Raw genomic sequence first — 24,175 nt, forward strand, 5'->3', positions numbered from 1 at the left:
TTTTGAATGCAGCACGCATCCCTCTTATCGCAACAGTGGCAAACGGTGCTTTCCCGCTTGCCGGAGGCGCTCACCGCCCGGCCGCTTAGCGCGCAGGCGCAGTCAGTGCTTACGTTCAGTGATTTCGTCGAGCAGAGCCTGGCCGCTTATCCCGAGTGGCTGGCAGAGCTTGAGAGCGCGCCGCCCACGGCTGATGAGTGGCAGCACTATGCGACGTGGCTGGATGCGCTGCTGCAAAACGTCACCGATGAAGCGTCGCTAATGCGCGCGCTGCGGCAGTTTCGCCGCCGCATCATGGTGCGTATCGCCTGGGCGCAGGCGCTGCGACTCATCAGCGATGAAGCGGTGCTGCAACAGTTAAGCGTTTTGGCGGAAACCGTGATCGTCGCCGCGCGAGAGTGGCTCTACAGCGCCTGCTGCCGCGAATGGGGAACGCCGTGTAATGCGCAGGGTGTTCCGCAGCCGATGCTGGTGCTCGGCATGGGCAAGCTTGGCGGCGGCGAGCTGAACTTCTCTTCCGATATCGATCTGATCTTCGCCTGGCCGGAAAATGGCGTGACACAGGGCGGCAGACGCGAGCTCGATAACGCCCAGTTTTTCACCCGTCTTGGGCAGCGGCTAATCAAAGTGCTGGATCAGCCGACGCAGGATGGGTTTGTCTACCGTGTCGACATGCGCCTGCGCCCGTTCGGTGAGAGCGGCCCGCTGGTGCTGAGCTTTGCCGCGCTGGAGGATTATTACCAGGAGCAGGGGCGCGACTGGGAGCGCTACGCGATGGTAAAAGCGCGGATCATGGGCGATGACGAGGGCGAGCATGCCAGCGAACTGCGCGCCATGCTGCGCCCGTTTGTCTTCCGCCGCTATATCGACTTCAGCGTGATCCAGTCCCTGCGCAATATGAAAGGGATGATTGCCCGCGAAGTGCGCCGCCGGGGTTTGAAGGACAACATCAAACTTGGCGCGGGCGGCATTCGCGAAATCGAATTTATCGTGCAGGTGTTCCAGCTGATTCGCGGCGGGCGTGAACCGGCGCTGCAATCCCGCTCGCTGCTGCCGACCTTAGCGGCTATCGATCGGTTGCATCTGCTGCCGGAGGGCGATGCGGAGAAACTACGCGCTGCCTATCTCTGGCTGCGGCGGCTGGAAAACCTGCTGCAAAGTATTAATGACGAACAGACGCAGACGCTGCCGGGCGATGAGCTGAACCGTGCGCGTCTTGCCTGGGGCATGGGCGTGGAGAGCTGGGATGCGCTGAGCAGCCAGCTTGAGGCGCATATGGCCGCCGTGCGGCGCATCTTTAATGAGCTGATTGGCGATGATGACGCGGAGTCCGCCGACGAGGCGCTCTCTGAGCAGTGGCGCGAACTGTGGCAGGACGCGTTGCAGGAGGAGGACAGCACGCCGGGGATTGCGCATTTAAGCGATGAGGATCGCCGCCGCGTGGTGGCACTGATCGCCGATTTCCGCCACGAGCTTGATAAGCGCCCCATCGGACAGCGCGGCCGCCAGGTGCTCGATCACCTGATGCCGCACCTGTTGAGCGATGTCTGCTCGCGCGCGGATGCGCCGGTGCCGTTATCGCGCCTGACGCCGCTGCTTACCGGTATCGTGACCCGCACCACCTATCTTGAGTTATTAAGCGAATTTCCCGGCGCGCTGAAACATCTTATTTCACTGTGTGCCGCTTCACCGATGGTGGCGAGCCAACTGGCACGCTACCCCATCCTGCTCGATGAACTGCTCGATCCCGCCACGCTCTACCAACCGACGGCGATGAACGCCTATCGCGATGAGCTGCGCCAGTATCTGCTGCGCGTGCTGGAAGAGGATGAAGAGCAGCAACTGGAAGCGCTGCGCCAGTTTAAACAGGCACAGCTGCTGCGCGTTGCGGCGGCGGATATCGCTGGCACGCTGCCGGTGATGAAAGTGAGCGATCACTTAACCTGGCTGGCAGAGGCGATTATCGATGCCGTGGTTCAGCAAGCCTGGGGGCAGATGGTGAAGCGCTACGGCCAGCCTGCGCATCTGCACGATCGCGAAGGGCGCGGCTTTGCCGTGGTTGGCTACGGTAAGCTGGGCGGCTGGGAACTGGGCTACAGTTCCGATCTCGATCTGGTCTTTTTGCATGACTGCCCAATGGATGTGATGACCGACGGCGAGCGTGAAATCGATGGCCGCCAGTTCTATCTGCGGCTGGCGCAGCGCATTATGCATCTCTTCAGCACGCGCACCTCTTCCGGCATCCTTTATGAAGTGGATGCGCGCCTGCGCCCCTCCGGCGCGGCAGGCATGTTAGTCACTACCGCCGAGGCCTTCGCCGATTACCAGAAAAACGAAGCCTGGACCTGGGAACATCAGGCACTGGCCCGCGCGCGAGTGGTCTACGGCGACCCGCAGCTGACCGTGCAGTTTGACGCGATTCGCCGCGATATCCTGCTGACGCCGCGCGAGGGCACGACGCTGCAAACCGAAGTGCGCGAGATGCGCGAGAAGATGCGCGCCCATCTTGGCAATAAGCAGAAAGATCGCTTTGACCTGAAAACTGATGAGGGCGGCATTACCGACATCGAGTTTATCGCGCAATATCTGGTGCTGCGTTACGCCCACGATAAGCCGAAGCTGACGCGCTGGTCAGACAATGTGCGCATTCTGGAAGGGCTGGCGCAGAACGGCATTATGGAGGAGCAGGAGGCGCTGGCGCTGACCCATGCTTACACCACGCTGCGCGATGAGCTGCATCACCTGGCGCTGCAGGAGCTGCCGGGAAATGTGCCGCTCTCCTGCTTTGTCGCGGAACGAGAGCTGATTAAAACCAGCTGGGTGAAGTGGCTGGTGGAACCGTGCGCCCAGGCGTAAGTGTGCTATCATCGCGCGCAAATTTTGTATCTCTCAGGAGACAGGAATGAAAGTTACGCTGCCAGAGTTTAAACAAGCCGGTGTGATGGTGGTGGGCGATGTGATGCTGGATCGTTACTGGTACGGTCCAACCAGCCGCATCTCCCCGGAAGCGCCGGTGCCGGTGGTCAAAGTTGACACCATTGAAGAGCGTCCGGGCGGCGCGGCGAACGTGGCGATGAACATTGCCTCGCTGGGCGCATCCGCGCGCCTGGTCGGCCTGACCGGCATTGATGATGCGGCGCGCGCGCTGAGCAAGGCGCTGGCGGACGTTAACGTCAATTGCGACTTTGTTTCTGTTCCGACTCACCCGACCATCACCAAGCTGCGCGTGCTGTCACGCAACCAGCAGCTGATCCGCCTCGATTTTGAAGAGGGGTTTGATGGCGTCGATCCGCAGCCAATGCATGAGCGCATCAACCAGGCGCTGGGCTCGATTGGCGCGCTGGTGCTCTCCGATTACGCCAAAGGCGCGCTTAACAGCGTTCAGCAGATGATTGCGCTGGCGCGTAAAGCCGGTGTACCGGTGCTGATCGATCCGAAAGGGACCGATTTTGAGCGCTATCGCGGCGCAACGCTGCTGACGCCGAATCTCTCCGAGTTCGAAGCGGTGGCGGGCAAATGTAAGAGTGAGGAGGAGATCGTTGAGCGCGGCATGAAAGTGATCGCCGATTACGATCTCTCAGCGCTGCTGGTGACCCGCTCCGAGCAGGGGATGACTCTGCTGCAGCCGGACAAAGCGCCGCTGCATATGCCGACTCAGGCGCAGGAAGTCTATGACGTGACGGGCGCAGGCGACACGGTGATTGGCGTGCTGGCGGCAACGCTTGCGGCGGGTAACTCGCTGGAAGAGGCCTGTTTCTTTGCCAACGCTGCCGCCGGTGTGGTGGTTGGTAAACTCGGCACCTCAACGGTATCCCCGATTGAACTGGAAAATGCCGTGCGCGGTCGTGCGGAAACCGGCTTCGGTGTGATGAGCGAAGAGGAGCTGAAAGTGGCCGTTGCCGCCGCGCGTAAACGCGGTGAAAAAGTGGTGATGACCAATGGCGTCTTCGACATTCTCCACGCCGGGCATGTCTCTTACCTGGCGAACGCGCGCAAGCTCGGCGACCGCCTGATTGTTGCGGTCAACAGCGATGCTTCGACCAAACGCCTGAAAGGCGAGACGCGTCCGGTCAACCCGCTTGAGCAGCGCATGATTGTGCTGAGCGCGCTGGAAGCCGTGGACTGGGTGGTGTCATTTGAAGAGGATACGCCGCAGCGTCTGATTGCTGGCGTTCTGCCAGATAAGCTGGTGAAAGGCGGGGATTACAAGCCGGATCAAATCGCTGGTAGCGAAGAGGTATGGGCGAACGGCGGTGAAGTGCTGGTGCTCAACTTCGAAGATGGTTGCTCAACCACCAATATCATCAAAAAGATCCAGAAAAACAGCCAGTAAACGGCGGTTAACTCGGTAAAGCAGAACGGGCCTTGCGGCCCGTTTTTTATTACGGCGTATCGTCCACGGGCGGGATCGCCGGTGCCGGTTTTATCTCCGTTACCTCAGAAGCCACAACTGGCGCGGAAGCCGGTTGCGCGCTGGCAGCGGAGGAGCCGCGGTTTTCCAGATCGTTCAGACGCTGCTCCAGCAGCGCCAGCTTTTCGCGGGTGCGCAGCAGAACCTGCGTCTGCACATCGAACTCTTCCCGGCTGACCAAATCAAGGCGGGTTAACTGCCCCTGCAAGGCCTGGCGAATCTTCTTCTCAACGTCTTCGCCAAGCTCACGGATCCCTTTCGGCATGGATTCGTGAACCTGTCGTGCAATCTGTTCAATTTTCTTCGGATCAATCATTTTCGGTTCCCTGCTCGGATGGGCTCAGCTAATTATTGTAGTGTGATAACCGCAGGTGATAAACCAGAATTGTTTGAAGCTTATGCATTGCCCGCCGTTATCATTGGCGTTATAGTTATCGCGCTTATTCTCAGGGCGGGGCGAAATTCCCCACCGGCGGTAAATCAGCGTACGCTGAAAGCCCGCGAGCGCTTCAGACTTCGGTTTGAAGGTCAGCAGATCCGGTGTAATTCCGGGGCCGACGGTTAAAGTCCGGATGGGAGAGAGTAACGATTCTGCCGGGCAAAGGTGCCCGCTCGCGTTATTTTTGGTCGTTTAATGACACTCCTAAGACTGCCCTGATTCTGGTAACCATAATCTTATTGAGGTCTTTTACCATGAATCAGACGCTACTTTCCTCTTTTGGCACCGCTTTCGATCGCGTTGAACTGGCGCTTGCCGCCCTGCGCGAAGGGCGTGGTGTGATGGTTCTCGATGATGAGAGCCGTGAGAACGAAGGCGACATGATTTTCGCCGCCGAAACCATGACCGTTGAGCAGATGGCGCTCACCATTCGTCACGGTAGCGGCATTGTTTGTCTCTGCCTGACCGACGAGCGTCGTAAACAGCTCGACCTGCCGATGATGGTAGAGAACAACACCAGCGCCTTCGGCACCGGTTTTACCGTCACCATCGAAGCAGCACACGGCGTGACCACCGGCGTTTCCGCCGCTGACCGCCTGACCACCGTGCGCGCTGCGATTGCTGACGATGCCAAACCGTCCGATCTGCACCGTCCCGGCCACGTCTTCCCGCTGCGCGCGCAAAAGGGCGGTGTACTGACCCGCGGTGGCCACACCGAAGCGACCATCGATTTAGTGTCGCTGGCGGGCTTTAAACCGGCCGGCGTGCTGTGCGAATTAACCAATGATGATGGCTCGATGGCGCGCGCGCCGGAGTGCATCGCCTTTGCGAAGCAGCACAATATGGCTGTCGTAACGATTGAAGACCTGGTGGCTTACCGCCAGGATCTGGAGCGCAAAGCCAGCTAACGGCGAGCGTTCAGCAGAGAAAATCCGATGCCAGCGGCGTCGGATTTTTTTTTGCCTGCGCCAGGTCAAAGTTTGGTGTGCTTACAGGCGTTGCGCATTGCTATTAACCCTTCCTACTTATAAAGTGGTAGTCGCTGCGGCACGAACACGCCGAAGCTAACCTATTATTTTTGCGAAGGTTTATTTGCGGAGGCGCCGTGTTTATTTCCTGGTATTGGTTACTGTTCGTCGTGGTGCTGGTGGTTGGTTATGTTCACACCCTACGACGCCGTTATAGGGCCTGCCGCCACGAGCGCGACGCCGTTTACGAGGGCTATCAGCGCGCGCAGGCGGAGCTGAAAAGATTTCAGCGCGCGGGGCAGACCAAATAACGCAGCCGTTAACCGCCGAAGCCCAGCGCCTGCAGGGCGACCAGGCTTAAGCCCATCACCGACATGCCGCACAGCACACCGTAGCTTGGGTTGTTGTTGGGATCGATCTCCTTTGCCAGCGGCATTAACTCATCCACCGACAGCGCGACCATAATCCCGGCGACCGCCGCCATAATCGCCGCCATCACCACCGGCGAGACCAGGCTGCCAAGAATCAGCCACGCCAGCACGCCGCCCAGAATCTCTGCTAAACCGGAAATACCGGCCCACATCACCGCGCTGCGTTTCGAGCCGGTCGCCGCGTAAACCGGGCCTGCGACCGCCAGTCCTTCAGGAATATTGTGTAAAGCCACGGCAAAAGCGATGCCAAAGCCCAGCTCCAGATCGTTGCTGGCGGTGACATAAGTGGCGATCCCCTCCGGGAAGTTGTGCAGGCTGATACCGAGCGTCAGCAGAATAGCGGTTCGGCGAATGCCGCGCGGCAACGCTTCCTGCGAGCCCTGCATTAAATCTTGCGCATGGGCATGGGGCAGCAGGCGGTCCAGCGCAAAGTAGCCGAGCAGGCCAACAACAAACATGCCGTAACCGAGCATCGGCGGCATACTTTCGGTTGCCAGCGCGGCGGGAAGCATCTCCATTAACGAGATAAGCAGCATAATCCCGGCGGCAAAGCCGAGTGAAAACGCCAGTACGCGGTTGGAAGGTTTCTGGCCGATAACGCCCAGAATGGCGCCAATAAACGTGGCGGCGCCCGCCAGGATGGTCAGAATCAACGGGACTGACATACATCGCTCCTTTATGATAATCATTCTCATTAATGTAAGTTTTCGCCTGCGGAAAAGCGAGGCAGCCACGGCACTTTTACCTATTCCTTACATTCAAAATTACTGACGATCTTCATCATGCTTATCTGAGTTCATCCCCCTGAGAAAAAGCGTAACCTGCTTTCATCATATTGGCATCTTCTGTAAGGATATCCTCATGTCTGCACCTCGTATGCCCGCGCTGTTTCTTGGGCATGGCAATCCAATGAATGCGCTGCAGGATAACGTCTATACCCGCGCCTGGGGAAAACTGGGCGATACGCTGCCGCGTCCGAAAGCGATCGTGGCGATCTCCGCGCACTGGTTTACGCGCGGCACTGGCGTAACGGCGATGGAGGCACCGCAAACGATCCATGATTTCGGCGGTTTCCCGCAGGCGCTGCACGACGTGCATTACCCCGCGCCCGGTTCGCCCGCGCTGGCAGAGAGGCTGGTGGATCTGCTCTCACCGCTGCCGGTGACGCTCGATCATGAAGCCTGGGGCTTCGATCATGGCTCCTGGGGCGTGCTGATCAAGATGTACCCCAATGCGGATATTCCGATGGTGCAGCTCAGTATCGACAGCACCAAACCGGCGGCGTGGCATATGGAGATGGGGCGCAAACTTGCCGCGCTGCGCGATGAAGGGGTGATGATTGTCGCCAGCGGTAACGTGGTGCACAACCTGCGCACGGCGCGCTGGCACGGTGACACCACGCCCTTTGCATGGGCAGTCGGCTTCAACGATTTTGTGAAGCAGAACCTGACGTGGCAGGGGCCGGTCGAGCAGCATCCGCTGGTCAACTATCTCGACCATGAAAGCGGTTCGCTCGCCAATCCGACGCCGGAACACTTCCTGCCGCTGCTCTATGTGCTTGGCGCATGGGATGGCAGCGAGCCGCTGTCGATCCCCGTCGAGGGGATGGAGATGGCTTCCATCAGCATGCTGTCGGTGCAGGTGGGGTAAAAACGATGGCGCGCAATGCGCCATTTTTTTGTGCCCTAATCGCGGAAACCGGAGAAAGATCGCAAAAAAACGCCTCTGAACCGGGGTTTTTATGAAAATAAAAAGATCTGTTCTGCAAAAATGAAACGCCGTGCTGAATTTGGTGTTTTTTTGTGAACCCCATCGTCGCGCAAATTCTCACCAGTAACTACTCTTCTGATTGTCCTGTTCTCATACCCATAACTACTCTCGACTCCCAGCCACGTGCTTTCTGCTCGCGGCAGTTTTTTTTGTGCCAAAAATCAAACCTCTGGAGATCCGGCAATATGAACTCTGCACAACGTTTTCTGACTCTTTCGATCGGTTCCGCTCTGCTCTTTATGTCGCATACCGCCCTTGCACAAACGTTTCGCGCCGCCGATGTTCACCCGGCGGATTACCCCAATGTCGTGGCGGTAAAACATATGGGGGAGAAATTAAGTAAAGCTACCGATGGCCGGCTGGAAATTAAAACCTTTCCCGGCGGCGTATTAGGTGATGAGAAACAGGTGATTGAGCAGGCGCAAATCGGCGCGATCGATATTATTCGCGTCTCGATGACGCCGGTGGCGGCGATATTGCCGGAGATTAACGTTTTCACACTGCCCTATATCTTTCGCGATGAGGATCATATGCACAAAGTGCTCGACGGCATGATTGGCCAGGAGATTGGCAACCGGCTCTCTGCGAGCAGCAAATCGCGGCTGATTTTCCTCGGCTGGATGGATGCCGGCACGCGCAATCTCATCACCAAAGCGCCGGTCACGAAAGCGGAAGATTTGAAGGGGATGAAAATCCGCGTGCAGGGCAGCCCGATTGCGCTTGATACCCTGAAAGCGATGGGGGCGAACTCGGTGGCGATGGGGGTGAGCGAAGTCTTCAGTGGCATGCAGACCGGGGTGATTGATGGCACGGAGAACAACCCGCCGACCTTTGTGGCGCACAACTATTTACCGGTAGTGAAGAACTATACCTGGAGCAAACACTTCATTATTCCCGAGCTGTTTCTCTTCTCAAAAGCCAAGTGGGACAAGCTGAAAAAAGAGGATCAGGAGCTGATCCTGAAGCTGGCGAAAGAGGCGCAGGTGGAGCAGCGCGAGCTGTGGAAAGCCTATAACGAGAAGTCGCTGCAGGCGATGAAAGCGGGCGGGGTGCAGTTCCACGATATCGACACCAAAGCTTTCTACGATGCCACGCAGTCGGTACGCGATAAGTACGGTAATGCGCACCAGGATCTGATTAAGCGTATTCAGGACGTGCAGTAAGCTGGCCGGGCAGGTTCGCCTGCCCGTTTGCGACTTCTACCGGGAAAACCGTTATGGCAGAACGCTATTCGTTGTTAATGGATATTCTCTATCGCCTCTCGATGTGGGTGGCCGGTATTGCACTGTTAGTGATGGTCGTGATTATCCCCATAGGGATTTTCGCCCGCTATGTGTTGAACAGCGCACTCTCCTGGCCGGAGCCGGTGGCGATCATCTGCATGGTGACCTTTACCTTTATCGGCGCTGCCGTGAGCTACCGCGCCGGATCGCATATCGCCGTCACGATGATGACCGACCGCTTAAGCGAACCACTGCGTAAGATCTGTTTCCTGCTGGCGGATCTGATGCTGATGGCTATCAGCCTCTTTATCTTCTGGTACAGCGCGACGCTGTGCGCCGAATTGTGGGAGCAGCCGGTGGCAGAGTTCCCGCTCTTTACTGCCGGAGAGAGCTATTTACCGCTGCCGATAGGCTCTGCGATCACCCTTCTGTTTATTGTCGAGAAGATGCTTTTTGGCGCGCAGTACCACCGTCCGGTGGTGATGCTCGGCTCGTCGAGCTGACTCCGGTAAGGAACCTTTATGGATGCATTTATTCTGGTCTTTACGCTCGCCATTATGCTGGCGATTGGCGTGCCGGTCGCCTATGCGGTCGGCATTAGCGCGGTACTCGGCGCGTGGTATATCGATATTCCGCTGGAAGCGGTGATGATCCAGCTGACCAACGGCGTGAATAAATTCTCACTGCTGGCGATCCCGTTCTTTATCTTGGCCGGGGCGATTATGGCGGAGGGCGGCATTGCCCGCAGGCTGGTCAACTTTGCCTATATCTTTGTCGGCTTTATCCGCGGCGGCTTGTCGCTGGTGAATATCGTCGCTTCGACCTTTTTCGGTGCCATTTCGGGATCGTCGGTGGCAGATACCGCCTCGATTGGCTCGGTGATGATCCCGGAAATGGATAAAAAGGGTTACCCGCGCGATTTCGCTGCCGCCGTTACCGCCAGCGGATCGGTGCAGGCGATCCTCACACCACCCAGCCACAACTCGGTGATCTACTCGCTGGCGACGGGGGGAACCGTCTCCATCGCGGCGCTGTTTATCGCCGGGATTTTGCCAGGCCTGCTGCTCAGCTTTACCCTGATGGTGATGTGCGTGGTCTTTGCCCACAAGCGCGGCTATCCGAAAGGGGAGCGCGTGCCGTTTCGCCAGGCGTTAAAGATCTTTGCCGATACGCTGTGGGGGCTGATGACCGTGGTGATCATCATGGGCGGCATTCTCTCCGGCATCTTTACTGCCACCGAATCGGCGGCGATCGCCTGTCTGTGGGCCTTTTTCGTCACCATGTTTATCTATCGTGACTACAAATGGTCCGAGCTGCCGAAGCTGATGTACCGCACGGTGAAAACCGTCACTATCGTGATGATCCTGATTGGCTTCGCCTCGGCCTTCGGTGCGGTGATGACCTATATGCAGCTGCCGGGCCGCATCACTGAGGCGTTTACCCAGCTCTCTGACAACAAGTATGTGATTCTGATGTGCATTAACATCATGTTGTTACTGCTCGGCACGCTGATGGATATGGCACCGCTGATCCTGATCCTGACGCCGGTACTGCTGCCGGTGACCAATGCGCTGGGCATCGATCCGGTGCACTTCGGTATGATCATGCTGGTCAATCTGGGGATTGGGTTGATTACGCCGCCGGTGGGATCGGTGCTGTTTGTCGCCAGCGCGGTGAGTAAACAGAAAATCGAGCAGGTGGTGAAGGCGATGCTGCCTTTCTACGCCATTCTGTTCGTGGTGCTGTTGCTGGTGACCTATATTCCGGCCATCTCACTCTTCCTGCCGAAGCTGTTTGGCGTGATGTAAGCTGAGCCTGTGAGAATAAAAAACCCGGCGCTGATGGCCGGGTTTTTACTTATTCGACAAAGATATGCGGGTAGAAGCGGGAGAGATCCTGGGTGATCAGCGCCCGATCTTCGCGGATGCCGATGCCGGCAGGCTGATCGTTGATAAGCCAGCTGCCAATCAGCGTATAGCTGTCGCCAAACTTCGGCAGCGGGTAGAATTCCTGCACGATCATCCCCTCTTCGCCGTACGGGCCCTCCACCGACTCGACGGTTTTGCCGTTCTCAACGATCGAGACATTGGCACCTTCACGGGAGAAGATCGGCTTCACCACATACTTCTCCATCGGCGGATGATCTTCATCGGCAAACCAGGCTGGCAGCAGATTCGGGTGATCCGGGAACATCTGCCACAGCATCGGCAGCAAGGCCTTGTTGGAGATAATGCTCTTCCAGGCCGGCTCCAGCCAGCGCACACCGGCATCTTCCAGCTTGGTGGAGAACATTTCGCGCAGCATGTATTCCCACGGATAGAGCTTGAAGAGGTTGCCGATCACCTGATCCTGCAGATCGGAAAACTGTCCCTTTTCACCCAGGCCAATATCTTCGATATAGAGAAACTCGGAGGCCAGCTCCGCTTCGGCCGCGCAATCCTGGAGATACTGCACGGTACCGCGATCCTCTACCGTGTCGCGACAGCAGGTGAAGTGCAGCAGCTGGAAGCCGTGCTGCTCGCGCAGTTCTGCAAAGCGCGCGATAAGCTTCTCCTGCAGGCTGTTGAACTGATCGCTGCCCTGCGGCAGGTTGCCAGCGTTGAGCTGATCTTCGAGCCAGATCCACTGAAAGAAGGCCGCTTCGTACAGCGAGGTCGGCGTGTCGGCATTGTTTTCCAGCAGCTTAGGCTCACCGACGCCATCCCAGGCGAGATCGAGACGTGAATAGAGCGAAGGTTGACGCGTGGCCCACGACTGGCGCACAAAGCCCCAGGTGTGTTTTGGAATGCGGAATTTGGTCATCAGCTCATCGCTGGCAACGACCTTCTCTACCACCTGCAGGCACATCTGGTGCAGCTCGGCGGTGACATCCTCCAGCTTCTCAACCTGGGCAAGCGTCAGTTTGTAGTAGGCATCTTCACACCAGTAGGGCTCGCCATACATGGTGTGAAAATTAAAGCCGTACTCCGTCGCTTTCTCGCGCCAGTCCGGGCGCTCGCTAATGCTGATTCTTTCCATCGACGTCAGCCACCCATTGAACGGCTGGAGGTGCCGGACGCGCTGCTGCGCTGCATGGTGTTCTGTTTAGCGACAGATTCACCAAAGCCGCCGCGGGTTACGGTGGTAGTGGTCGCTGGTTTCGGTGCTAACGCGGTTTTGGGCACCGTTGCGGTACGGCCCGGCTGCGCTGCGCCGTAACCTTTACCGGAGGCGTCGGTGTACTGACCGTAAGCCGGGCTTGCCGGGTTACGCGAACTGAAGAGCGGCTGCTGAGCAAAGCCCGCGCCGCCGCCCATTAAGCGGCCCATCATGTAACCGGCCATCAGCGGCATCCAGAAGCTGCCGCTGGACTGGTTCTGCGCCTGGTTTTCTGTGCCCGCAGCACCCACGCCTGCCTGAGCGGGCGCCTGCTGGCACTGGCCTTCGCCAAACTCCGCTACGCAATCTTCGCGCGACGCGTATTTCGGCGCGGTACGTTCGGCTTCTTTTAAAGCATTGTTGTACGCGGCTTTACACTCCGCGCTTTTACCCGGATTCGCCGAGGAGCAGTCATCGGCGTTCTGGTACATGGAAACTGTTTCGTCATTTTGTTCACAGGCTGCCAGCATAAACACGGCGGAGACCGCCAGCGCGACAGGTGTTAAATGACGTGCGCTCCAGCTTTTGCGGAACATCGCATGATTAATAGTTTTTGTCCGTTTCATTGTTATCTTCCTGTGGACCCAAAGGCATGAATAAACGATCAGGATAGAGGATGGGGGAGCGAAGTTAAAGCGAGGCGGGAAGGCCTTTACGTTGCCTTACGTAAAAACGGGGGCTGTGTGCCCCCGTGATGTATAGCAGATGTTTAACGCGTCAGGCCGGTACGTGCGGCGGCGGGTTGTGCATCCGCGCCGAAGTTCTCAACTTTAGCCTGCTGCTGCGGGTTCTCCGGTGCCACGCTCTCTGGCGCAGTAGAGATGGATTTGCCCAGCGCACCGTTAAGCGCCACCAGATCCTGCTCGTTCAGCGTACCGAGCGCCTGCTTAATATTAAGCTGGTTAATCAGGTAGTTATAACGAGCGCTTGAGAGCTGCTGCTTCGCGTTGTAGAGCGTAGTGGTGGCATCCAGCACGTCAACAATGGTGCGTGTACCGACCGAGTAGCCCGCTTCCATCGCATCAAGAGAGCTCTGCGCAGAGACCACCGCCTGTTTGTAGGCGTTGATGCTGCTGATGGAGGCGTTGACGTTATTAAAGGAGGAGCGAACGTTCTGCACCACGCTGCGGTGCGCGCTCTCCAGCTGCTCGCTGGCACCAACGAAGTTATACTGCGCCTGTTTGACCTGCGAGTTTACCTGGCCACCCTGATAGAGCGGCAGGGAGAAGCTCAGGCCGACTTTATTCTGACCGACGTCGGAGTCGCTGAACTGCGAGTTGTTACGCGTTCTGGAACCGCTGTAGGAGGAGTTCGACACGCCGGTCGAGGCAGTTAAACCGAGGGTCGGCAAATGACCATCCTGCGCCTGGCGAATCTGCTCGCGCGCCAGATCCTGGCTCAAACGCGCCTGCAACAGCGTCAGGTTACGTTTTTCCGCCTCTTTCAGCAGGTTGTTCACCGGCTGCGGTTTGTCGGTCTTAAAGCTCTGGACGTTCAGCGACGCCAGCTCCGGATAGTAGTTACCGGTCACCTGGCGCAGTGTCTCCACTGCGTTATCCAGCGCGTTACGCGCGGAAACTTCGTTCGCCAGCACGGTGTCATACTGTGAGCGGGCGTTCTGCACATCGGTGATGGCCACCAGGCCAACGTTAAAACGCTGGGTGGTTTGATCTAACTGGCGATAGATAGATTGCTTCTGCGCTTCGGTGTAGGAGAGCGTATCGATGGCGCTCAGCACGTTGAAGTAGGCAGTTGCGGTGTTTAGCATCAGCGTCTGCTGGTCGGTCTGCCAGGTGACATCCTGAATCCCGGCTGTTTTTTCCTGTAAAGTCAGCGCGCGCCATTTCGACATATCAAAAATGGTCTGCGTTAATTGCAGTGAACCGCTGGTTACGCTGGAATCGACGCCCTGGCTATCGCGGAAACCGTTGGTATAGGTGTAGTCTGCCCCCAAACCAAGCTGAGGCAGTAACGGGCTACGCGCTTCATTGATCTTTTCGAAGGCGGCATCGCGGTCGGCGGCGGATTTACGCAGATCCGGGTTGCTTAAACGCGCCTGCTGATAAACCTGTAACAGGTTTTCTGCCTGGCTCATCGCACTGAAACCGGTCAGGCTCAGGCCGATAAAGAGGGGGAGCAATTTCTTCATTTGCATTCCTTGTTGTGAAGCAGTACTAGCGCTGATCTAAATTGGAAAAATAATCGCAGATTCTACCAGAAGTACGCACCGCGAAAGCTTGGCGTAACGTGCCATCGGCATAAATTTGCATCAATCTAACACATAGCGCTTGAAACACGCGTAAAACAGGCTTGAAAATCCACCGATTTATCATCACTTCATATGAGATGCCGCCAATGAATAAGCCAGACTCATCCATCGTCACTTTCACAAAAAATGATGTAGAAATTATTGCACGGGAAACACTCTACACCGGTTTTTTTTCGCTCGTTCGCTATCGTTTTCGCCATCGTCTTTTTAATGGCGGAATGAGCGGCGAAGTGCAGCGTGAAATTTTTGAACGCGGTCACGCCGCAGTCTTGCTACCCTATGACCCTGTGCGCGACGAAGTTGTGCTGATCGAACAGATTCGCATTGCAGCATTTGATACCAGCGACACGCCGTGGCTGCTGGAGATGGTTGCCGGCATGATCGAAGTGGGCGAGTCGGACGAAGAGGTCGCACGGCGTGAAGCGGATGAAGAGGCCGGTTTAGCGGTCGGACGCGTGAAAAGGATGCTGAGCTACCTGGCAAGCCCGGGCGGTACCAGCGAGCGCACTGCCGTATTGGTTGGTGAAGTGGATGCCACACAGGCCTCAGGTATTCATGGTCTGGTGGATGAAAACGAAGATATTCGTGTTCATGTGGTGAGCCGGGAACAGGCTTACCAGTGGGTAGAAGAGGGGACAATTGACAACGCAGCGTCTGTCATCGCCTTGCAATGGCTGCAGCTGCATTATGAGAGCTTAAAAAACGAGTGGAAAAAATGAAGCGTTACACACCTGACTTCCCGGAAATGATGCGCCTGTGCGAAACCAATTTCGCCCAGCTGCGCCGCCTGCTACCGCGTAATGACGAGGCGGGTGAAGCGGTAAGTTATCAGGTGACCAATGCGCAGTACCGATTAACGATTGTTGAATCCACCCGCTACACTACGCTTGTGGAGATCGAACAGACCGCGCCTGCCGTCAGCTACTGGAGCCTGCCCTCAATGACAGTGCGCCTGTATCACGATGCGATGGTGGCCGAAGTGTGTTCGAGCCAGCAGATCTTTCGATTTAAAGCGCGGTATGATTACCCCAATAAAAAGTTGCATCAACGCGACGAAAAGCATCAAATTAACCAGTTTCTGGCCGACTGGCTGCGTTACTGTTTAGCACATGGAGCAATGGCGATTCCGGTTTGTTAGCGTCGTGAAACCTAAGGACACCATTTGGAAAGCCTGTTAAACCTCTCTCTGGGGAGTGAGTCCAGAGTCAGGGTATTACAAATAACCGATTCTCACCTGTTCGCCAAAAAGCATGAAACGCTGTTAGGGGTTAATACCTGGGAAAGCTATCAGGCGGTACTGAACGCAATCCGGGCTCAGCAGCGTGCGTGCGATCTGATCGTCGCCACCGGCGATTTGGCGCAGGATCATACCGCTGCGGCTTATCAGCACTTTGCTGAAGGTATCGCAAGCTTCGACGCACCCTGCGTCTGGCTGCCGGGCAATCACGATTTTCAACCTGCCATGTACAGCGCGCTGCAGGATGCGGGCATCTCCTCCGCGAAACGTGTTTTTGTCGGTGAGCAGTGGCAAATCCTGCTGCTCGACAGCCAGGTGTTCGGCGTTCCGCACGGTGAACTAAGCGAATTTCAGCTCGACTGGCTGGAGAAAAAACTCGCCGACAGCCCGCAGCGCCACACGTTACTGCTTCTGCACCACCATCCGCTGCCGTCCGGCTGCAGCTGGCTCGATCAGCACAGCCTGCGCAACGCCGCGGAGCTGGATAACGTGCTGCAACGCTTTCCTAAAGTGCGCACACTGCTGTGCGGCCATATCCACCAGGAACTCGATCTCGACTGGAATGGCCGCCGCCTGCTGGCGACGCCGTCGACCTGCGTGCAGTTTAAGCCGCACTGCGCCAGCTTCACGCTGGATACCATCGCGCCAGGCTGGCGCTGGCTGGATCTCTACCCTGACGGAACGCTGTACACCGAAGTGTGCCGCCTGGCGGGGAGTGAATTCAGGCCCGATACCGCTTCAGAAGGCTATTGATGTCAACGCTTCTTTATCTCCATGGTTTCAACAGTTCGCCCAGCTCTGGCAAAGCGACGCAGCTGGCGCAATGGGTCGCTCAGCATCATCCTCATATTGAAATGGTGGTGCCGCAGCTGCCGCCCTATCCGGCCGAAGCCGCAGAGATGCTGGAGTCGCTGGTGCTCGCACGGGGTGGAAAAACGCTCGGTATTGTCGGCTCTTCGCTCGGCGGTTATCTGGCGACCTGGCTCTCGCAATGCTTTATGTTACCGGCAGTGGTGGTCAATCCGGCTGTACGGCCGTTTGAATTGCTGGCGGATTATCTCGGCCCTAACGAGAACCCCTACACAGGGCAGCAATATGTGCTAGAGTCTCGCCATATTTACGAGCTCAAAGTGATGCAAGTTGACCCGCTTGAGGCACCGGATCTGATCTGGCTGCTGCAACAAACCGGGGACGAAGTGCTCGATTACCGCCAGGCGGTGGCCTATTACGATGCCTGCCGCCAGACAGTTGAAGAGGGCGGAAATCACGCCTTCACGGGCTTTGAGAAACATTTCACACAGATTATCGATTTCCTTGGGCTTGAATAAGCCGCCGGAAACGATGCGATCACTATCTACGAATACACCATGACGCAATCCTATAACGCTGATGCCATAGAGGTACTCACCGGGCTTGAGCCGGTTCGCCGCCGTCCGGGGATGTATACCGATACCACGCGCCCTAACCATCTGGGCCAGGAAGTTATTGATAACAGCGTGGATGAAGCGCTGGCGGGCCACGCGAAGCGCGTGGAGGTCATTCTTCACGCCGATCAGTCGCTGGAAGTTATCGACGACGGGCGCGGCATGCCGGTGGATATCCACCCGGAAGAGGGCGTTCCTGCCGTCGAACTGATCCTCTGCCGCCTGCACGCAGGCGGTAAATTCTCCAACAAAAACTACCAGTTCTCGGGCGGCCTGCACGGCGTCGGCATTTCGGTGGTTAACGCCCTGTCACGCCGTGTGGAAGTAACCGTCAAACGCGACGGCCAGGTCTACAGCATCGCTTTTGAGAATGGCGACAAGGTGCAGGATCTGAAAGTGATCGGCACCTGCGGTAAGCGTAATACCGGCACCAGCGTGCACTTCTGGCCCGATGAATCCTTCTTCGACAGCCCGCGCTTCTCCGTCTCCCGCCTGATGCATCTGCTGAAAGCGAAAGCGGTGCTCTGCCCGGGCGTTGAGATTGTCTTTAAAGATAATGTGAATAACGCCGAGCAGCGCTGGTGCTATCAGGATGGTCTGAACGACTACCTGAGCGAAGCGGTCAACGGCCTGCCAACGCTGCCGGAAAAACCGTTTATCGGCAACTTCTCTGCCGAAACGGAAGCGGTGGACTGGGCGCTGCTCTGGCTGCCGGAAGGCGGCGAGCTGCTGACCGAAAGCTACGTTAACCTGATCCCGACCATGCAGGGCGGTACCCACGTTAATGGCCTGCGCCAGGGCCTGCTTGATGCGATGCGCGAATTCTGCGAATACCGCAATATCCTGCCGCGCGGCGTGAAGCTCTCGGCGGAAGATATCTGGGATCGCTGCGCTTACGTGCTGTCGGTAAAAATGCAGGATCCGCAGTTTGCCGGGCAGACCAAAGAGCGTCTCTCCTCCCGCCAGTGCGCGGCGTTCGTCTCCGGCGTGGTGAAAGATGCCTTCAGCCTGTGGCTGAACCAGAATATTCAGACGGCGGAAATGCTGGCCGAGTTGGCGATCTCCAGCGCCCAGCGCCGCATGCGCGCCGCCAAAAAAGTGGTGCGTAAAAAGCTCACCAGCGGCCCGGCGCTGCCCGGCAAGCTGGCGGATTGCACCGCGCAGGATCTCTCGCGTACCGAACTCTTCCTGGTGGAAGGGGACTCCGCGGGCGGATCGGCGAAGCAGGCGCGCGATCGCGAGTTTCAGGCGATCATGCCGCTGAAGGGCAAGATCCTTAACACCTGGGAGGTCTCCTCCGATGAAGTGCTGGCCTCGCAGGAGGTGCATGATATTTCGGTGGCGATCGGTATCGATCCGGACAGCGAAGATCTCAGCCAGCTGCGCTACGGCAAGATCTGTATTCTGGCGGATGCGGATTCCGACGGGCTGCACATCGCCACGCTGCTCTGCGCGCTGTTTGTGAAGCATTTCCGTACGCTTGTGAAAAATGGTCACGTCTACGTTGCGCTGCCGCCGCTCTACCGTATCGATCTCGGCAAAGAGGTCTATTACGCGTTAACGGAAGAGGAAAAGACCGGCGTGCTGGAGCAGCTGAAACGCAAAAAGGGCAAACCGAACGTACAGCGCTTTAAAGGGCTGGGCGAGATGAACCCGATGCAGCTGCGTGAAACCACGCTCGATCCGAATACCCGCCGCCTGGTGCAGCTGGTTATCAGCGATGAAGATGATAAGCAGACCGATGCCATGATGGATATGTTGCTGGCCAAGAAGCGCTCGGAAGATCGACGCAACTGGCTGCAAGAGAAGGGCGATACGGCGGAAATCGAAGCCTAAACCCGTCATGCCCGGTGGCGCTCCGCTTACCGGGCCTGTCAACTCTTCGGGTTTTATGTAGGCCGGATAAGGCGCAAGCCGCCATCCGGCATGTTGTACCCAACCTGGCCCGGCAATCAGCTATAACTCTTCGGGTTTTATGTAGGCCGGATAAGGCGCAAGCCGCCATCCGGCATGTTGTGCCCAACCTGGCCCGGCAATCAGCTATAACCTTTCGGGTTTTATGTAGGCCGGATAAGGCGTAAGCCGCCATCCGGCACGCTGTGCATCTTACCTGAAGCGTGTGGCTGTATAGATCTCATCGTTCTCGCGTTTGCCCACACCGATCACCGTCACGGTGATGATCTCATCCTCGACCTTATAGACCAGCCGGTATCCCGCGCCGCGTAGCTTAATTTTGTACTGATCCTTACGCCCGTGGAGCTGTGCTGCAGGGACGCGTGGGTTTTCGAGGCGCTCCTGAAGCTTCTTTTTGAACTGCTCGCGAACGGTGCTTCCCAGCTTCTTCCACTCCTTTAATGCCGATACGTTGAACGCCAGCTTATAGGTCATCCAGCTTGACCTCGATGGTGGGTTCATCAGCACGCTCGTCCGCAATGCGCCCCAGCTCTTCGTCTTCGAGCATCTCCATCAGGCGTGCATAGAGCGCGGGCGGAACGCAGTAGAACGCGGGTTCATTGCGATTAAGAATGGCAACCGGCGCGCCTTCCCCGGCATTAAATGTCCCCATCGGGTCACGTTTCAGTTCGGTGATGCTGGCTGCGGTGGTCGTCAGAATCTGGAATGGCATAGTCGTTCTCCTGTCAAAGAGAGGCCATTATGGTGCATTAAAAAGTGCTTTTAAAGGTGCTTTTTAAGGGCGTGTTCGTTGCGATGATTCTTCCTGTACTGCAACGGCGTTTCGCCGATGCCGCGTTTAAACGCGCTAATAAAGTAGGTCACATCGGAAAACCCGACATCAAGGGCGATCTCGCGGATGCTGAGCGGCGTGTGAAGCAGAGAGTCGCACGCTTTGCGCAGACGCAGGGTGTTTAAATATTGATGGATCGGCTCCCCGGTCTCGTAATGAAAGCGGCGCGAGACATAACTGCGCGACTTACCAAGATCCCCGGCGAGCCGTTGCAGGCTAAACTTCTGCCGGTAATTCTCCTGCAGCCAGAACATCACCGGCGTGGCGATCCCGCTCTGCTCTTCCGGTAATTTTTCAATATCCTCCGGCAACATACTTAACAGATTCAGCAGCAAGCAGGCGACCTGCTCGACATTCAGGCTGCGGTTCTCCGCCAGCTTCCCATAACAGCTAAACAGATGGTCGATATGGGGATGGATATCGGCCGCGTCCATCACCACCGCCGCGCCGCCGCGTAAGGAGAGGCGCTGTAAACGCTGGTGATTATGCGGAAAATCGCGCAGGTGTTTGAGCACCACATGGTGATCGACATGGATAATGGTGCGGCGATAACAATCCTGCGCCTGCTCATCCACCATTACCCGGTGCAGGGTAAAGGGCGGGAAGAAAAAGAGCCTGCCGGGCCGCATGGTGTAGTGGCGATTATCAACAATCACCACGCCAAAGCCCTCTTCGACGTAGAGCACTTCCAGGCACTGATGCCAGTGGTGGTAACGCACGGTATTGGCGTAAAGGCGGCTAAACGACACGATCGCGTCGTTGAGGGTAATCAGTTCCAGCCGCTCTGCCTGCAAGCCTGAAGTCATGGTGCAACCAATCTCAATTTTTACTTCCCTGTAGCCATTTATAAACCACGGTTTTAAATTTTCTCAATAACGGGTTCAGAGAAGTTACGGCGGTGTGACAGAGGTAACATTTCCCCGCGCTGTTCATTAACTATTCTTCTGCCACACATCAGGGGAGGAAAGGTTATGCAGGCGGCGCACGAGAAAAAATCAAATCCATTGTCATCCCGCGACGAGGTAGCCAGCGCGCTGACTACCATGCTCGACGCGCTGGATAAACAGTTTCCGGCCGGTGCATCACAATTCTCCCTCGGTGCTACCAGCGCCCACTACAGCGATGAGATTGCTGAAATGGAGGGGCTCTCCCGCGCGCTGTGGGGGCTGTTCCCGCTGATGGCAGGCGGCGATACGGAAACATTCAGCGAGAAATATCTGGCAGCGATCAAGCGCGGCACCGATCCGCAGGATAGCGGCTACTGGGGCGATACCGTGGCATACGATCAGCGGCTGGTGGAGATGGCGGCCTACGGTCTCGGGCTGGCACTGCTGGGTAATAAATTCACGCTCAACTTCAGTGCGCAGGAAACCGAAAACCTCTACCGCTGGCTTAACCAGATCACCGAAGCGGAGATGCCCGACAGCAACTGGAACTTCTTTGCCATCATGGTGCAGTTGGGGTTTAAACGCGCCGGTTTGCCGTGGGATGCGCAGGCGATTGAACGCCGCTTCGCAATGATGGATGCCTACTATCTTGGCGACGGCTGGTACTCCGACGGCCCCAGTCGGCCAAAAGATTATTACATCTCGATGGCGTTTCATTTTTACGGCCTGATCTACGCCACGCTGAACGGCGAAGAGGATGCGCCGCGCGCGGCAACCATTCGCGAGCGCGCCAGCCTGTTTGCTGAGGACTTTATCTATATGTCAGCGGCAGAAGGGGAGTCAGTGCCGTTTGGCCGCAGCCTCACCTACCGTTTTGCGATGGTCGCCTTCTGGAGCGCCGTCGCCTTTGCCGAACTGCCGGTCTTTACGCCGGGCGTGGTAAAAGGCGTGATCCTGCGCCATCTGCGCTGGTGGCTTAAACAGCCCATCTTCGATCGCGACGGCATTCTGACGCTCGGTTTTGCCTACCCGAACCTGGCGATGTGTGAGGATTACAACTCACCCGGCTCGCCCTACTGGGCGCTGAAGGTCTTCTTGATCCTCGCGCTGCCCGCCTCTCACCCCTTCTGGTGCGCCGAAGAGCAGCCTTTACCGCGGCTCGACGCGCAGCGCGTGGTTGCCCCTGCCGGGCAGCTTATCGTGCACAGCGAAGAGTCAAAGCATGTCTGGATGCTGACCGCCGGACAGCTGGAGCTAAACAACTACGTCAATACCGAAGCGAAATACACCAAATTTGCCTACTCCAGCCGCTTTGGTTTCACCATTGAGCGCGGGCGCTACGGCATCAAGCATGCCGCCTGCGACTCAATGCTGCTGCTGAGCGAAGGGGATAACTACTTTCGCGGCCGCCGCGAGTGCGACGAAGTGGTGATAAGCGAGCAGGCGATCTTCTCCCGCTGGTCGCCGTGGCATGACGTGCAGATCGCCACCTGGCTCATCCCCTGCGGCGAGTGGCATCTGCGTGTCCACCGCATCGATACCGCCCGCGCGCTGACCAGCGTAGAAGGGGGCTTTGCGGTGCTGAAAGCGCCCCATCGCGCTGAGCAGGGCGGCAGCCTGGTGGTCGCTGAAAATGGCGTCAGCGGCATTTTCAACCTGCTTGCTGATGTTCCCCGCGAGGCGGACAGCGTCATCACACCGCCCAACAGCAGCATCATGTTTTCGCCCTGCGCCTCCATTCCGGTGCTGCGCACAGAGATTCCCGCAGGCCAGCAGTGGCTGGCGTGTGCCGTGCAGGCGGCAACCTGCGAACTGGCATTTAACCCGCTCTTACCGGAACTGCTTATCAATAATAACGCGCTGGTGATCCATCAACCGGGGCAGAAAAACCGTATCGAGATTGCACTTTGATGCCCGGCGCTGGCCGGGAAATAACGCTGAACCCTACATGCTTTCGTCGAGGATAGTATGGAAAAAATCACCATAAATAATAAAACTGAATATTACAAAATCAGCACCTTTATCTTTCTCTACTTTTTTACCTGGTCGGCGAGCATTGGTTTGCTGGCGATCTGGCTGGGGCAAAAAGCCAATTTAAGCGGGACGGTGATCGGCACGGTCTTTGCCGTTAACGGTATCTTCTCCGTTATTCTGAAACCGATTTATGGCTATATCCTGGATAAAATCGGCATGAGCAAATATCTGCTCTATTTTGTCGTGCTGATGTCGGCCTTAATGGCACCGTTTTTTATCTATGTCTATCAGCCGCTGTTAATGTCCAACACCCTGGTCGGGATTATTGTTGGCGCTATCTATTTAAGCTTTGCGTGGTATGCAGGCGTGGCGGCGTGCGAATCCTATACCGACCGTTACAGCCGCTTAAACGGTATGGAGTTTGGGCAGATCCGCATGTGGGGATCGCTGGGCTGGGCGGTGGCTTCCTCTTTCTCCGGCCTGCTGTTTAACCTCTCGCCAGCCTACAACTTCATCATGGGTTCCGTGGCGTCGCTGATTATGCTGGCGGTGCTGCTGAGCCTGAAAGTGAATGTCCACTCCGCTCACGCTGGCGAAGTGCTGACCAAGGAGAAGATCGCCCCTGCCGATGTCTACGCGCTGCTGCGCAACCGCAAATTCTGGGCCTTCTGCCTCTATGTCGCCGGTGTCGCGTGGATGATGTTTATCGCCGAACAGCAGTTCTCGCGCTACTTCGTTACCTTCTTTGATGATGTGCATGAAGGCAATGCGGTGTTTGGTTATCTGGGCACGGTGCAGTCGGGCATGGAATTTGTCATGTATATGGTCATCCCGCTGTTTGTGAACTTTATTGGCGCCAAGCGCGGGTTATTAATTGTCGGCCTGATTGTCGGCGCGCGGTTAATTATCTCCGGGCTGTGCGAATCGCATCTGCTTATTTCGATCCTTAAACCGCTCTACGGTCTCGAAATCTGTTTGCTGCTGGTGTCGGTATTTAAATATATCGCCGAGCATTTCGATAAACGCGTTAATGCCACCATGTATCTGCTGGGCTACCAGGCGATGCTCTACGTCGGCAATGTGGTGGTCTCGTCGCCCGCCGGGATTTTGTATGACCGCATCGGCTTTGAACACACCTACATCATCATGGGCGCGATTGCGCTGACCTTTACCTTTATCTCCCTGTTTACCCTGTCCGCCTGCCAGAGCAAATGGCGGCAAGCCCGCACGCTGGATGCGAAAACCGCAGGGTAATGGC

Annotated in this window: 23 protein-coding genes and 1 riboswitch; of the genes, 15 read left to right on the forward strand and 8 right to left on the reverse strand. The window is 57.0% G+C overall.

Translation table 11 applies throughout. The features are described from left to right. Positions 1-6 precede the first annotated feature (6 nt). Positions 7-2,856: a bifunctional [glutamate--ammonia ligase]-adenylyl-L-tyrosine phosphorylase/[glutamate--ammonia-ligase] adenylyltransferase gene (gene glnE, locus EH164_RS02955; RefSeq protein WP_124967233.1), complete on the forward strand. Its 2,850-nt coding sequence runs from the start codon at positions 7-9 to the stop codon at positions 2,854-2,856. Between the two features lie 46 nt (positions 2,857-2,902). Further along, positions 2,903-4,333, forward strand: coding sequence for a bifunctional D-glycero-beta-D-manno-heptose-7-phosphate kinase/D-glycero-beta-D-manno-heptose 1-phosphate adenylyltransferase HldE (gene hldE / locus EH164_RS02960; RefSeq protein ID WP_124967234.1), 1,431 nt, complete (start codon positions 2,903-2,905; stop codon positions 4,331-4,333). A gap of 49 nt (positions 4,334-4,382) precedes the next feature. Here hldE and EH164_RS02965 read toward each other — a convergent pair whose 3' ends face one another. Beyond that, the gene (locus EH164_RS02965; protein ID WP_124967235.1) at positions 4,383-4,727 is read right to left on the reverse strand and encodes an accessory factor UbiK family protein; all 345 of its coding nucleotides are present in this window, start codon (positions 4,725-4,727) and stop codon (positions 4,383-4,385) included. 122 nt (positions 4,728-4,849) lie between these two features. Beyond that, a riboswitch (FMN riboswitch) is annotated at positions 4,850-4,999 on the forward strand. 105 nt (positions 5,000-5,104) lie between these two features. Here EH164_RS02965 and ribB point away from each other — a divergent pair. Both ribB and EH164_RS22540 read left to right on the forward strand, forming a co-directional pair. Continuing rightward, positions 5,105-5,758, forward strand: a complete 654-nt coding sequence (ribB, locus tag EH164_RS02970) for a 3,4-dihydroxy-2-butanone-4-phosphate synthase (RefSeq protein WP_094422144.1) — start codon at positions 5,105-5,107, stop codon at positions 5,756-5,758. Between the two features lie 197 nt (positions 5,759-5,955). Continuing rightward, positions 5,956-6,129 (forward strand): hypothetical protein, encoded by a 174-nt coding sequence (locus EH164_RS22540; RefSeq protein ID WP_164483593.1) that lies wholly within the window; start codon positions 5,956-5,958, stop codon positions 6,127-6,129. Positions 6,130-6,137: 8 nt separating this feature from the next. Here the strand turns inward: EH164_RS22540 and zupT are convergent, their stop codons facing one another. Continuing rightward, positions 6,138-6,914 (reverse strand): zinc transporter ZupT, encoded by a 777-nt coding sequence (gene zupT, locus EH164_RS02975; RefSeq protein ID WP_124967236.1) that lies wholly within the window; start codon positions 6,912-6,914, stop codon positions 6,138-6,140. A 196-nt stretch (positions 6,915-7,110) separates the two neighbouring features. Between zupT and ygiD the strand changes: the two genes are divergently transcribed. The 4 genes from ygiD (at position 7,111) to EH164_RS02995 (ending at position 11,050) form a co-directional block, all read left to right on the forward strand. Next, entirely contained in the window at positions 7,111-7,899 is a 789-nt protein-coding gene (ygiD, locus tag EH164_RS02980; RefSeq protein ID WP_124967237.1) for a 4,5-DOPA dioxygenase extradiol, read from the forward strand. Positions 7,900-8,204: 305 nt separating this feature from the next. Continuing rightward, a complete protein-coding gene (locus tag EH164_RS02985) occupies positions 8,205-9,182 on the forward strand; it encodes a TRAP transporter substrate-binding protein (protein WP_094422140.1) in 978 nt (325 codons plus the stop codon). Between the two features lie 53 nt (positions 9,183-9,235). Beyond that, a complete protein-coding gene (locus EH164_RS02990) occupies positions 9,236-9,745 on the forward strand; it encodes a TRAP transporter small permease (protein WP_124967238.1) in 510 nt (169 codons plus the stop codon). An 18-nt stretch (positions 9,746-9,763) separates the two neighbouring features. Then, complete coding sequence (locus EH164_RS02995; protein ID WP_023481023.1) at positions 9,764-11,050, forward strand: TRAP transporter large permease; 1,287 nt, start codon at positions 9,764-9,766, stop codon at positions 11,048-11,050. A 49-nt stretch (positions 11,051-11,099) separates the two neighbouring features. Here EH164_RS02995 and EH164_RS03000 read toward each other — a convergent pair whose 3' ends face one another. The 3 genes from EH164_RS03000 to tolC form a co-directional block, all read right to left on the reverse strand. Continuing rightward, a complete protein-coding gene (locus EH164_RS03000) occupies positions 11,100-12,260 on the reverse strand; it encodes a glutathionylspermidine synthase family protein (protein ID WP_124967239.1) in 1,161 nt (386 codons plus the stop codon). 5 nt (positions 12,261-12,265) lie between these two features. Further along, complete coding sequence (locus EH164_RS03005) at positions 12,266-12,946, reverse strand: DUF1190 family protein (protein ID WP_124967240.1); 681 nt, start codon at positions 12,944-12,946, stop codon at positions 12,266-12,268. A 143-nt stretch (positions 12,947-13,089) separates the two neighbouring features. Continuing rightward, positions 13,090-14,529, reverse strand: coding sequence for an outer membrane channel protein TolC (gene tolC, locus EH164_RS03010; RefSeq protein ID WP_124967241.1), 1,440 nt, complete (start codon positions 14,527-14,529; stop codon positions 13,090-13,092). A gap of 206 nt (positions 14,530-14,735) precedes the next feature. Between tolC and nudF the strand changes: the two genes are divergently transcribed. The 5 genes from nudF to parE are packed head-to-tail and all read left to right on the forward strand — an operon-like array spanning position 14,736 to position 19,146. After that, on the forward strand, positions 14,736-15,368 hold the full coding sequence (nudF, locus tag EH164_RS03015) for an ADP-ribose diphosphatase (RefSeq protein ID WP_124967242.1): 633 nt from the start codon (positions 14,736-14,738) through the stop codon (positions 15,366-15,368). Further along, positions 15,365-15,787, forward strand: coding sequence for a DUF1249 family protein (locus EH164_RS03020; protein ID WP_023480711.1), 423 nt, complete (start codon positions 15,365-15,367; stop codon positions 15,785-15,787). The genes nudF and EH164_RS03020 overlap by 4 nt, the downstream gene beginning before the upstream one ends. A gap of 24 nt (positions 15,788-15,811) precedes the next feature. Beyond that, positions 15,812-16,639, forward strand: coding sequence for a 3',5'-cyclic-AMP phosphodiesterase (gene cpdA, locus EH164_RS03025; RefSeq protein WP_124967243.1), 828 nt, complete (start codon positions 15,812-15,814; stop codon positions 16,637-16,639). After that, on the forward strand, positions 16,639-17,214 hold the full coding sequence (yqiA, locus tag EH164_RS03030) for an esterase YqiA (protein WP_023480978.1): 576 nt from the start codon (positions 16,639-16,641) through the stop codon (positions 17,212-17,214). The genes cpdA and yqiA overlap by 1 nt, the downstream gene beginning before the upstream one ends. Before the next feature lie 39 nt (positions 17,215-17,253). Continuing rightward, a complete protein-coding gene (gene parE / locus EH164_RS03035) occupies positions 17,254-19,146 on the forward strand; it encodes a DNA topoisomerase IV subunit B (protein WP_023481021.1) in 1,893 nt (630 codons plus the stop codon). Between the two features lie 270 nt (positions 19,147-19,416). On the opposite strand, the gene EH164_RS03040 is transcribed toward parE, so the two are convergent. Genes EH164_RS03040 through EH164_RS03050 form a run of 3 tightly spaced genes read right to left on the reverse strand, consistent with a single transcriptional unit; the run spans position 19,417 to position 20,862 of the window. Beyond that, positions 19,417-19,698, reverse strand: a complete 282-nt coding sequence (locus EH164_RS03040; protein ID WP_042717987.1) for a type II toxin-antitoxin system RelE/ParE family toxin — start codon at positions 19,696-19,698, stop codon at positions 19,417-19,419. Then, positions 19,688-19,936 carry a type II toxin-antitoxin system Phd/YefM family antitoxin gene (locus EH164_RS03045; RefSeq protein ID WP_042717989.1) on the reverse strand — a complete coding sequence of 83 codons (249 nt, stop codon included), beginning with the start codon at positions 19,934-19,936 and terminating at the stop codon, positions 19,688-19,690. The genes EH164_RS03040 and EH164_RS03045 overlap by 11 nt, the downstream gene beginning before the upstream one ends. Positions 19,937-19,986: 50 nt before the next feature. After that, positions 19,987-20,862, reverse strand: a complete 876-nt coding sequence (locus EH164_RS03050) for an AraC family transcriptional regulator (protein WP_124967244.1) — start codon at positions 20,860-20,862, stop codon at positions 19,987-19,989. 165 nt (positions 20,863-21,027) lie between these two features. Here EH164_RS03050 and EH164_RS03055 point away from each other — a divergent pair, with 165 nt between their 5' ends. Then, positions 21,028-22,854: a DUF2264 domain-containing protein gene (locus EH164_RS03055; protein WP_124967245.1), complete on the forward strand. Its 1,827-nt coding sequence runs from the start codon at positions 21,028-21,030 to the stop codon at positions 22,852-22,854. A gap of 57 nt (positions 22,855-22,911) precedes the next feature. Continuing rightward, positions 22,912-24,171 (forward strand): oligosaccharide MFS transporter, encoded by a 1,260-nt coding sequence (locus EH164_RS03060; RefSeq protein WP_023480794.1) that lies wholly within the window; start codon positions 22,912-22,914, stop codon positions 24,169-24,171. Positions 24,172-24,175: the final 4 nt, after the last annotated feature.

This window comes from Kosakonia sp. CCTCC M2018092, assembly GCF_003864115.1.
GTDB lineage: Bacteria > Pseudomonadota > Gammaproteobacteria > Enterobacterales > Enterobacteriaceae > Kosakonia > Kosakonia cowanii.

Excerpts from the sequence above, each read along its gene's own strand:
- EH164_RS03005 (WP_124967240.1), bottom strand. The coding sequence starts at position 12,946 with ATGAAACGGACAAAAACTATTAATCATGCGATGTTCCGCAAAAGCTGG.
- ribB (WP_094422144.1), top strand. The coding sequence starts at position 5,105 with ATGAATCAGACGCTACTTTCCTCTTTTGGCACCGCTTTCGATCGCGTT.
- EH164_RS02990 (WP_124967238.1), top strand. The coding sequence starts at position 9,236 with ATGGCAGAACGCTATTCGTTGTTAATGGATATTCTCTATCGCCTCTCG.
- EH164_RS02985 (WP_094422140.1), top strand. The coding sequence starts at position 8,205 with ATGAACTCTGCACAACGTTTTCTGACTCTTTCGATCGGTTCCGCTCTG.
- EH164_RS03040 (WP_042717987.1), bottom strand. The coding sequence starts at position 19,698 with ATGACCTATAAGCTGGCGTTCAACGTATCGGCATTAAAGGAGTGGAAG.
- zupT (WP_124967236.1), bottom strand. The coding sequence starts at position 6,914 with ATGTCAGTCCCGTTGATTCTGACCATCCTGGCGGGCGCCGCCACGTTT.
- hldE (WP_124967234.1), top strand. The coding sequence starts at position 2,903 with ATGAAAGTTACGCTGCCAGAGTTTAAACAAGCCGGTGTGATGGTGGTG.
- glnE (WP_124967233.1), top strand. The coding sequence starts at position 7 with ATGCAGCACGCATCCCTCTTATCGCAACAGTGGCAAACGGTGCTTTCC.
- EH164_RS03020 (WP_023480711.1), top strand. The coding sequence starts at position 15,365 with ATGAAGCGTTACACACCTGACTTCCCGGAAATGATGCGCCTGTGCGAA.
- parE (WP_023481021.1), top strand. The coding sequence starts at position 17,254 with ATGACGCAATCCTATAACGCTGATGCCATAGAGGTACTCACCGGGCTT.
- EH164_RS03045 (WP_042717989.1), bottom strand. The coding sequence starts at position 19,936 with ATGCCATTCCAGATTCTGACGACCACCGCAGCCAGCATCACCGAACTG.
- nudF (WP_124967242.1), top strand. The coding sequence starts at position 14,736 with ATGAATAAGCCAGACTCATCCATCGTCACTTTCACAAAAAATGATGTA.
- EH164_RS03060 (WP_023480794.1), top strand. The coding sequence starts at position 22,912 with ATGGAAAAAATCACCATAAATAATAAAACTGAATATTACAAAATCAGC.
- EH164_RS03055 (WP_124967245.1), top strand. The coding sequence starts at position 21,028 with ATGCAGGCGGCGCACGAGAAAAAATCAAATCCATTGTCATCCCGCGAC.
- EH164_RS03000 (WP_124967239.1), bottom strand. The coding sequence starts at position 12,260 with ATGGAAAGAATCAGCATTAGCGAGCGCCCGGACTGGCGCGAGAAAGCG.
- EH164_RS02995 (WP_023481023.1), top strand. The coding sequence starts at position 9,764 with ATGGATGCATTTATTCTGGTCTTTACGCTCGCCATTATGCTGGCGATT.
- ygiD (WP_124967237.1), top strand. The coding sequence starts at position 7,111 with ATGTCTGCACCTCGTATGCCCGCGCTGTTTCTTGGGCATGGCAATCCA.
- tolC (WP_124967241.1), bottom strand. The coding sequence starts at position 14,529 with ATGAAGAAATTGCTCCCCCTCTTTATCGGCCTGAGCCTGACCGGTTTC.
- EH164_RS03050 (WP_124967244.1), bottom strand. The coding sequence starts at position 20,862 with ATGACTTCAGGCTTGCAGGCAGAGCGGCTGGAACTGATTACCCTCAAC.
- yqiA (WP_023480978.1), top strand. The coding sequence starts at position 16,639 with ATGTCAACGCTTCTTTATCTCCATGGTTTCAACAGTTCGCCCAGCTCT.
- EH164_RS02965 (WP_124967235.1), bottom strand. The coding sequence starts at position 4,727 with ATGATTGATCCGAAGAAAATTGAACAGATTGCACGACAGGTTCACGAA.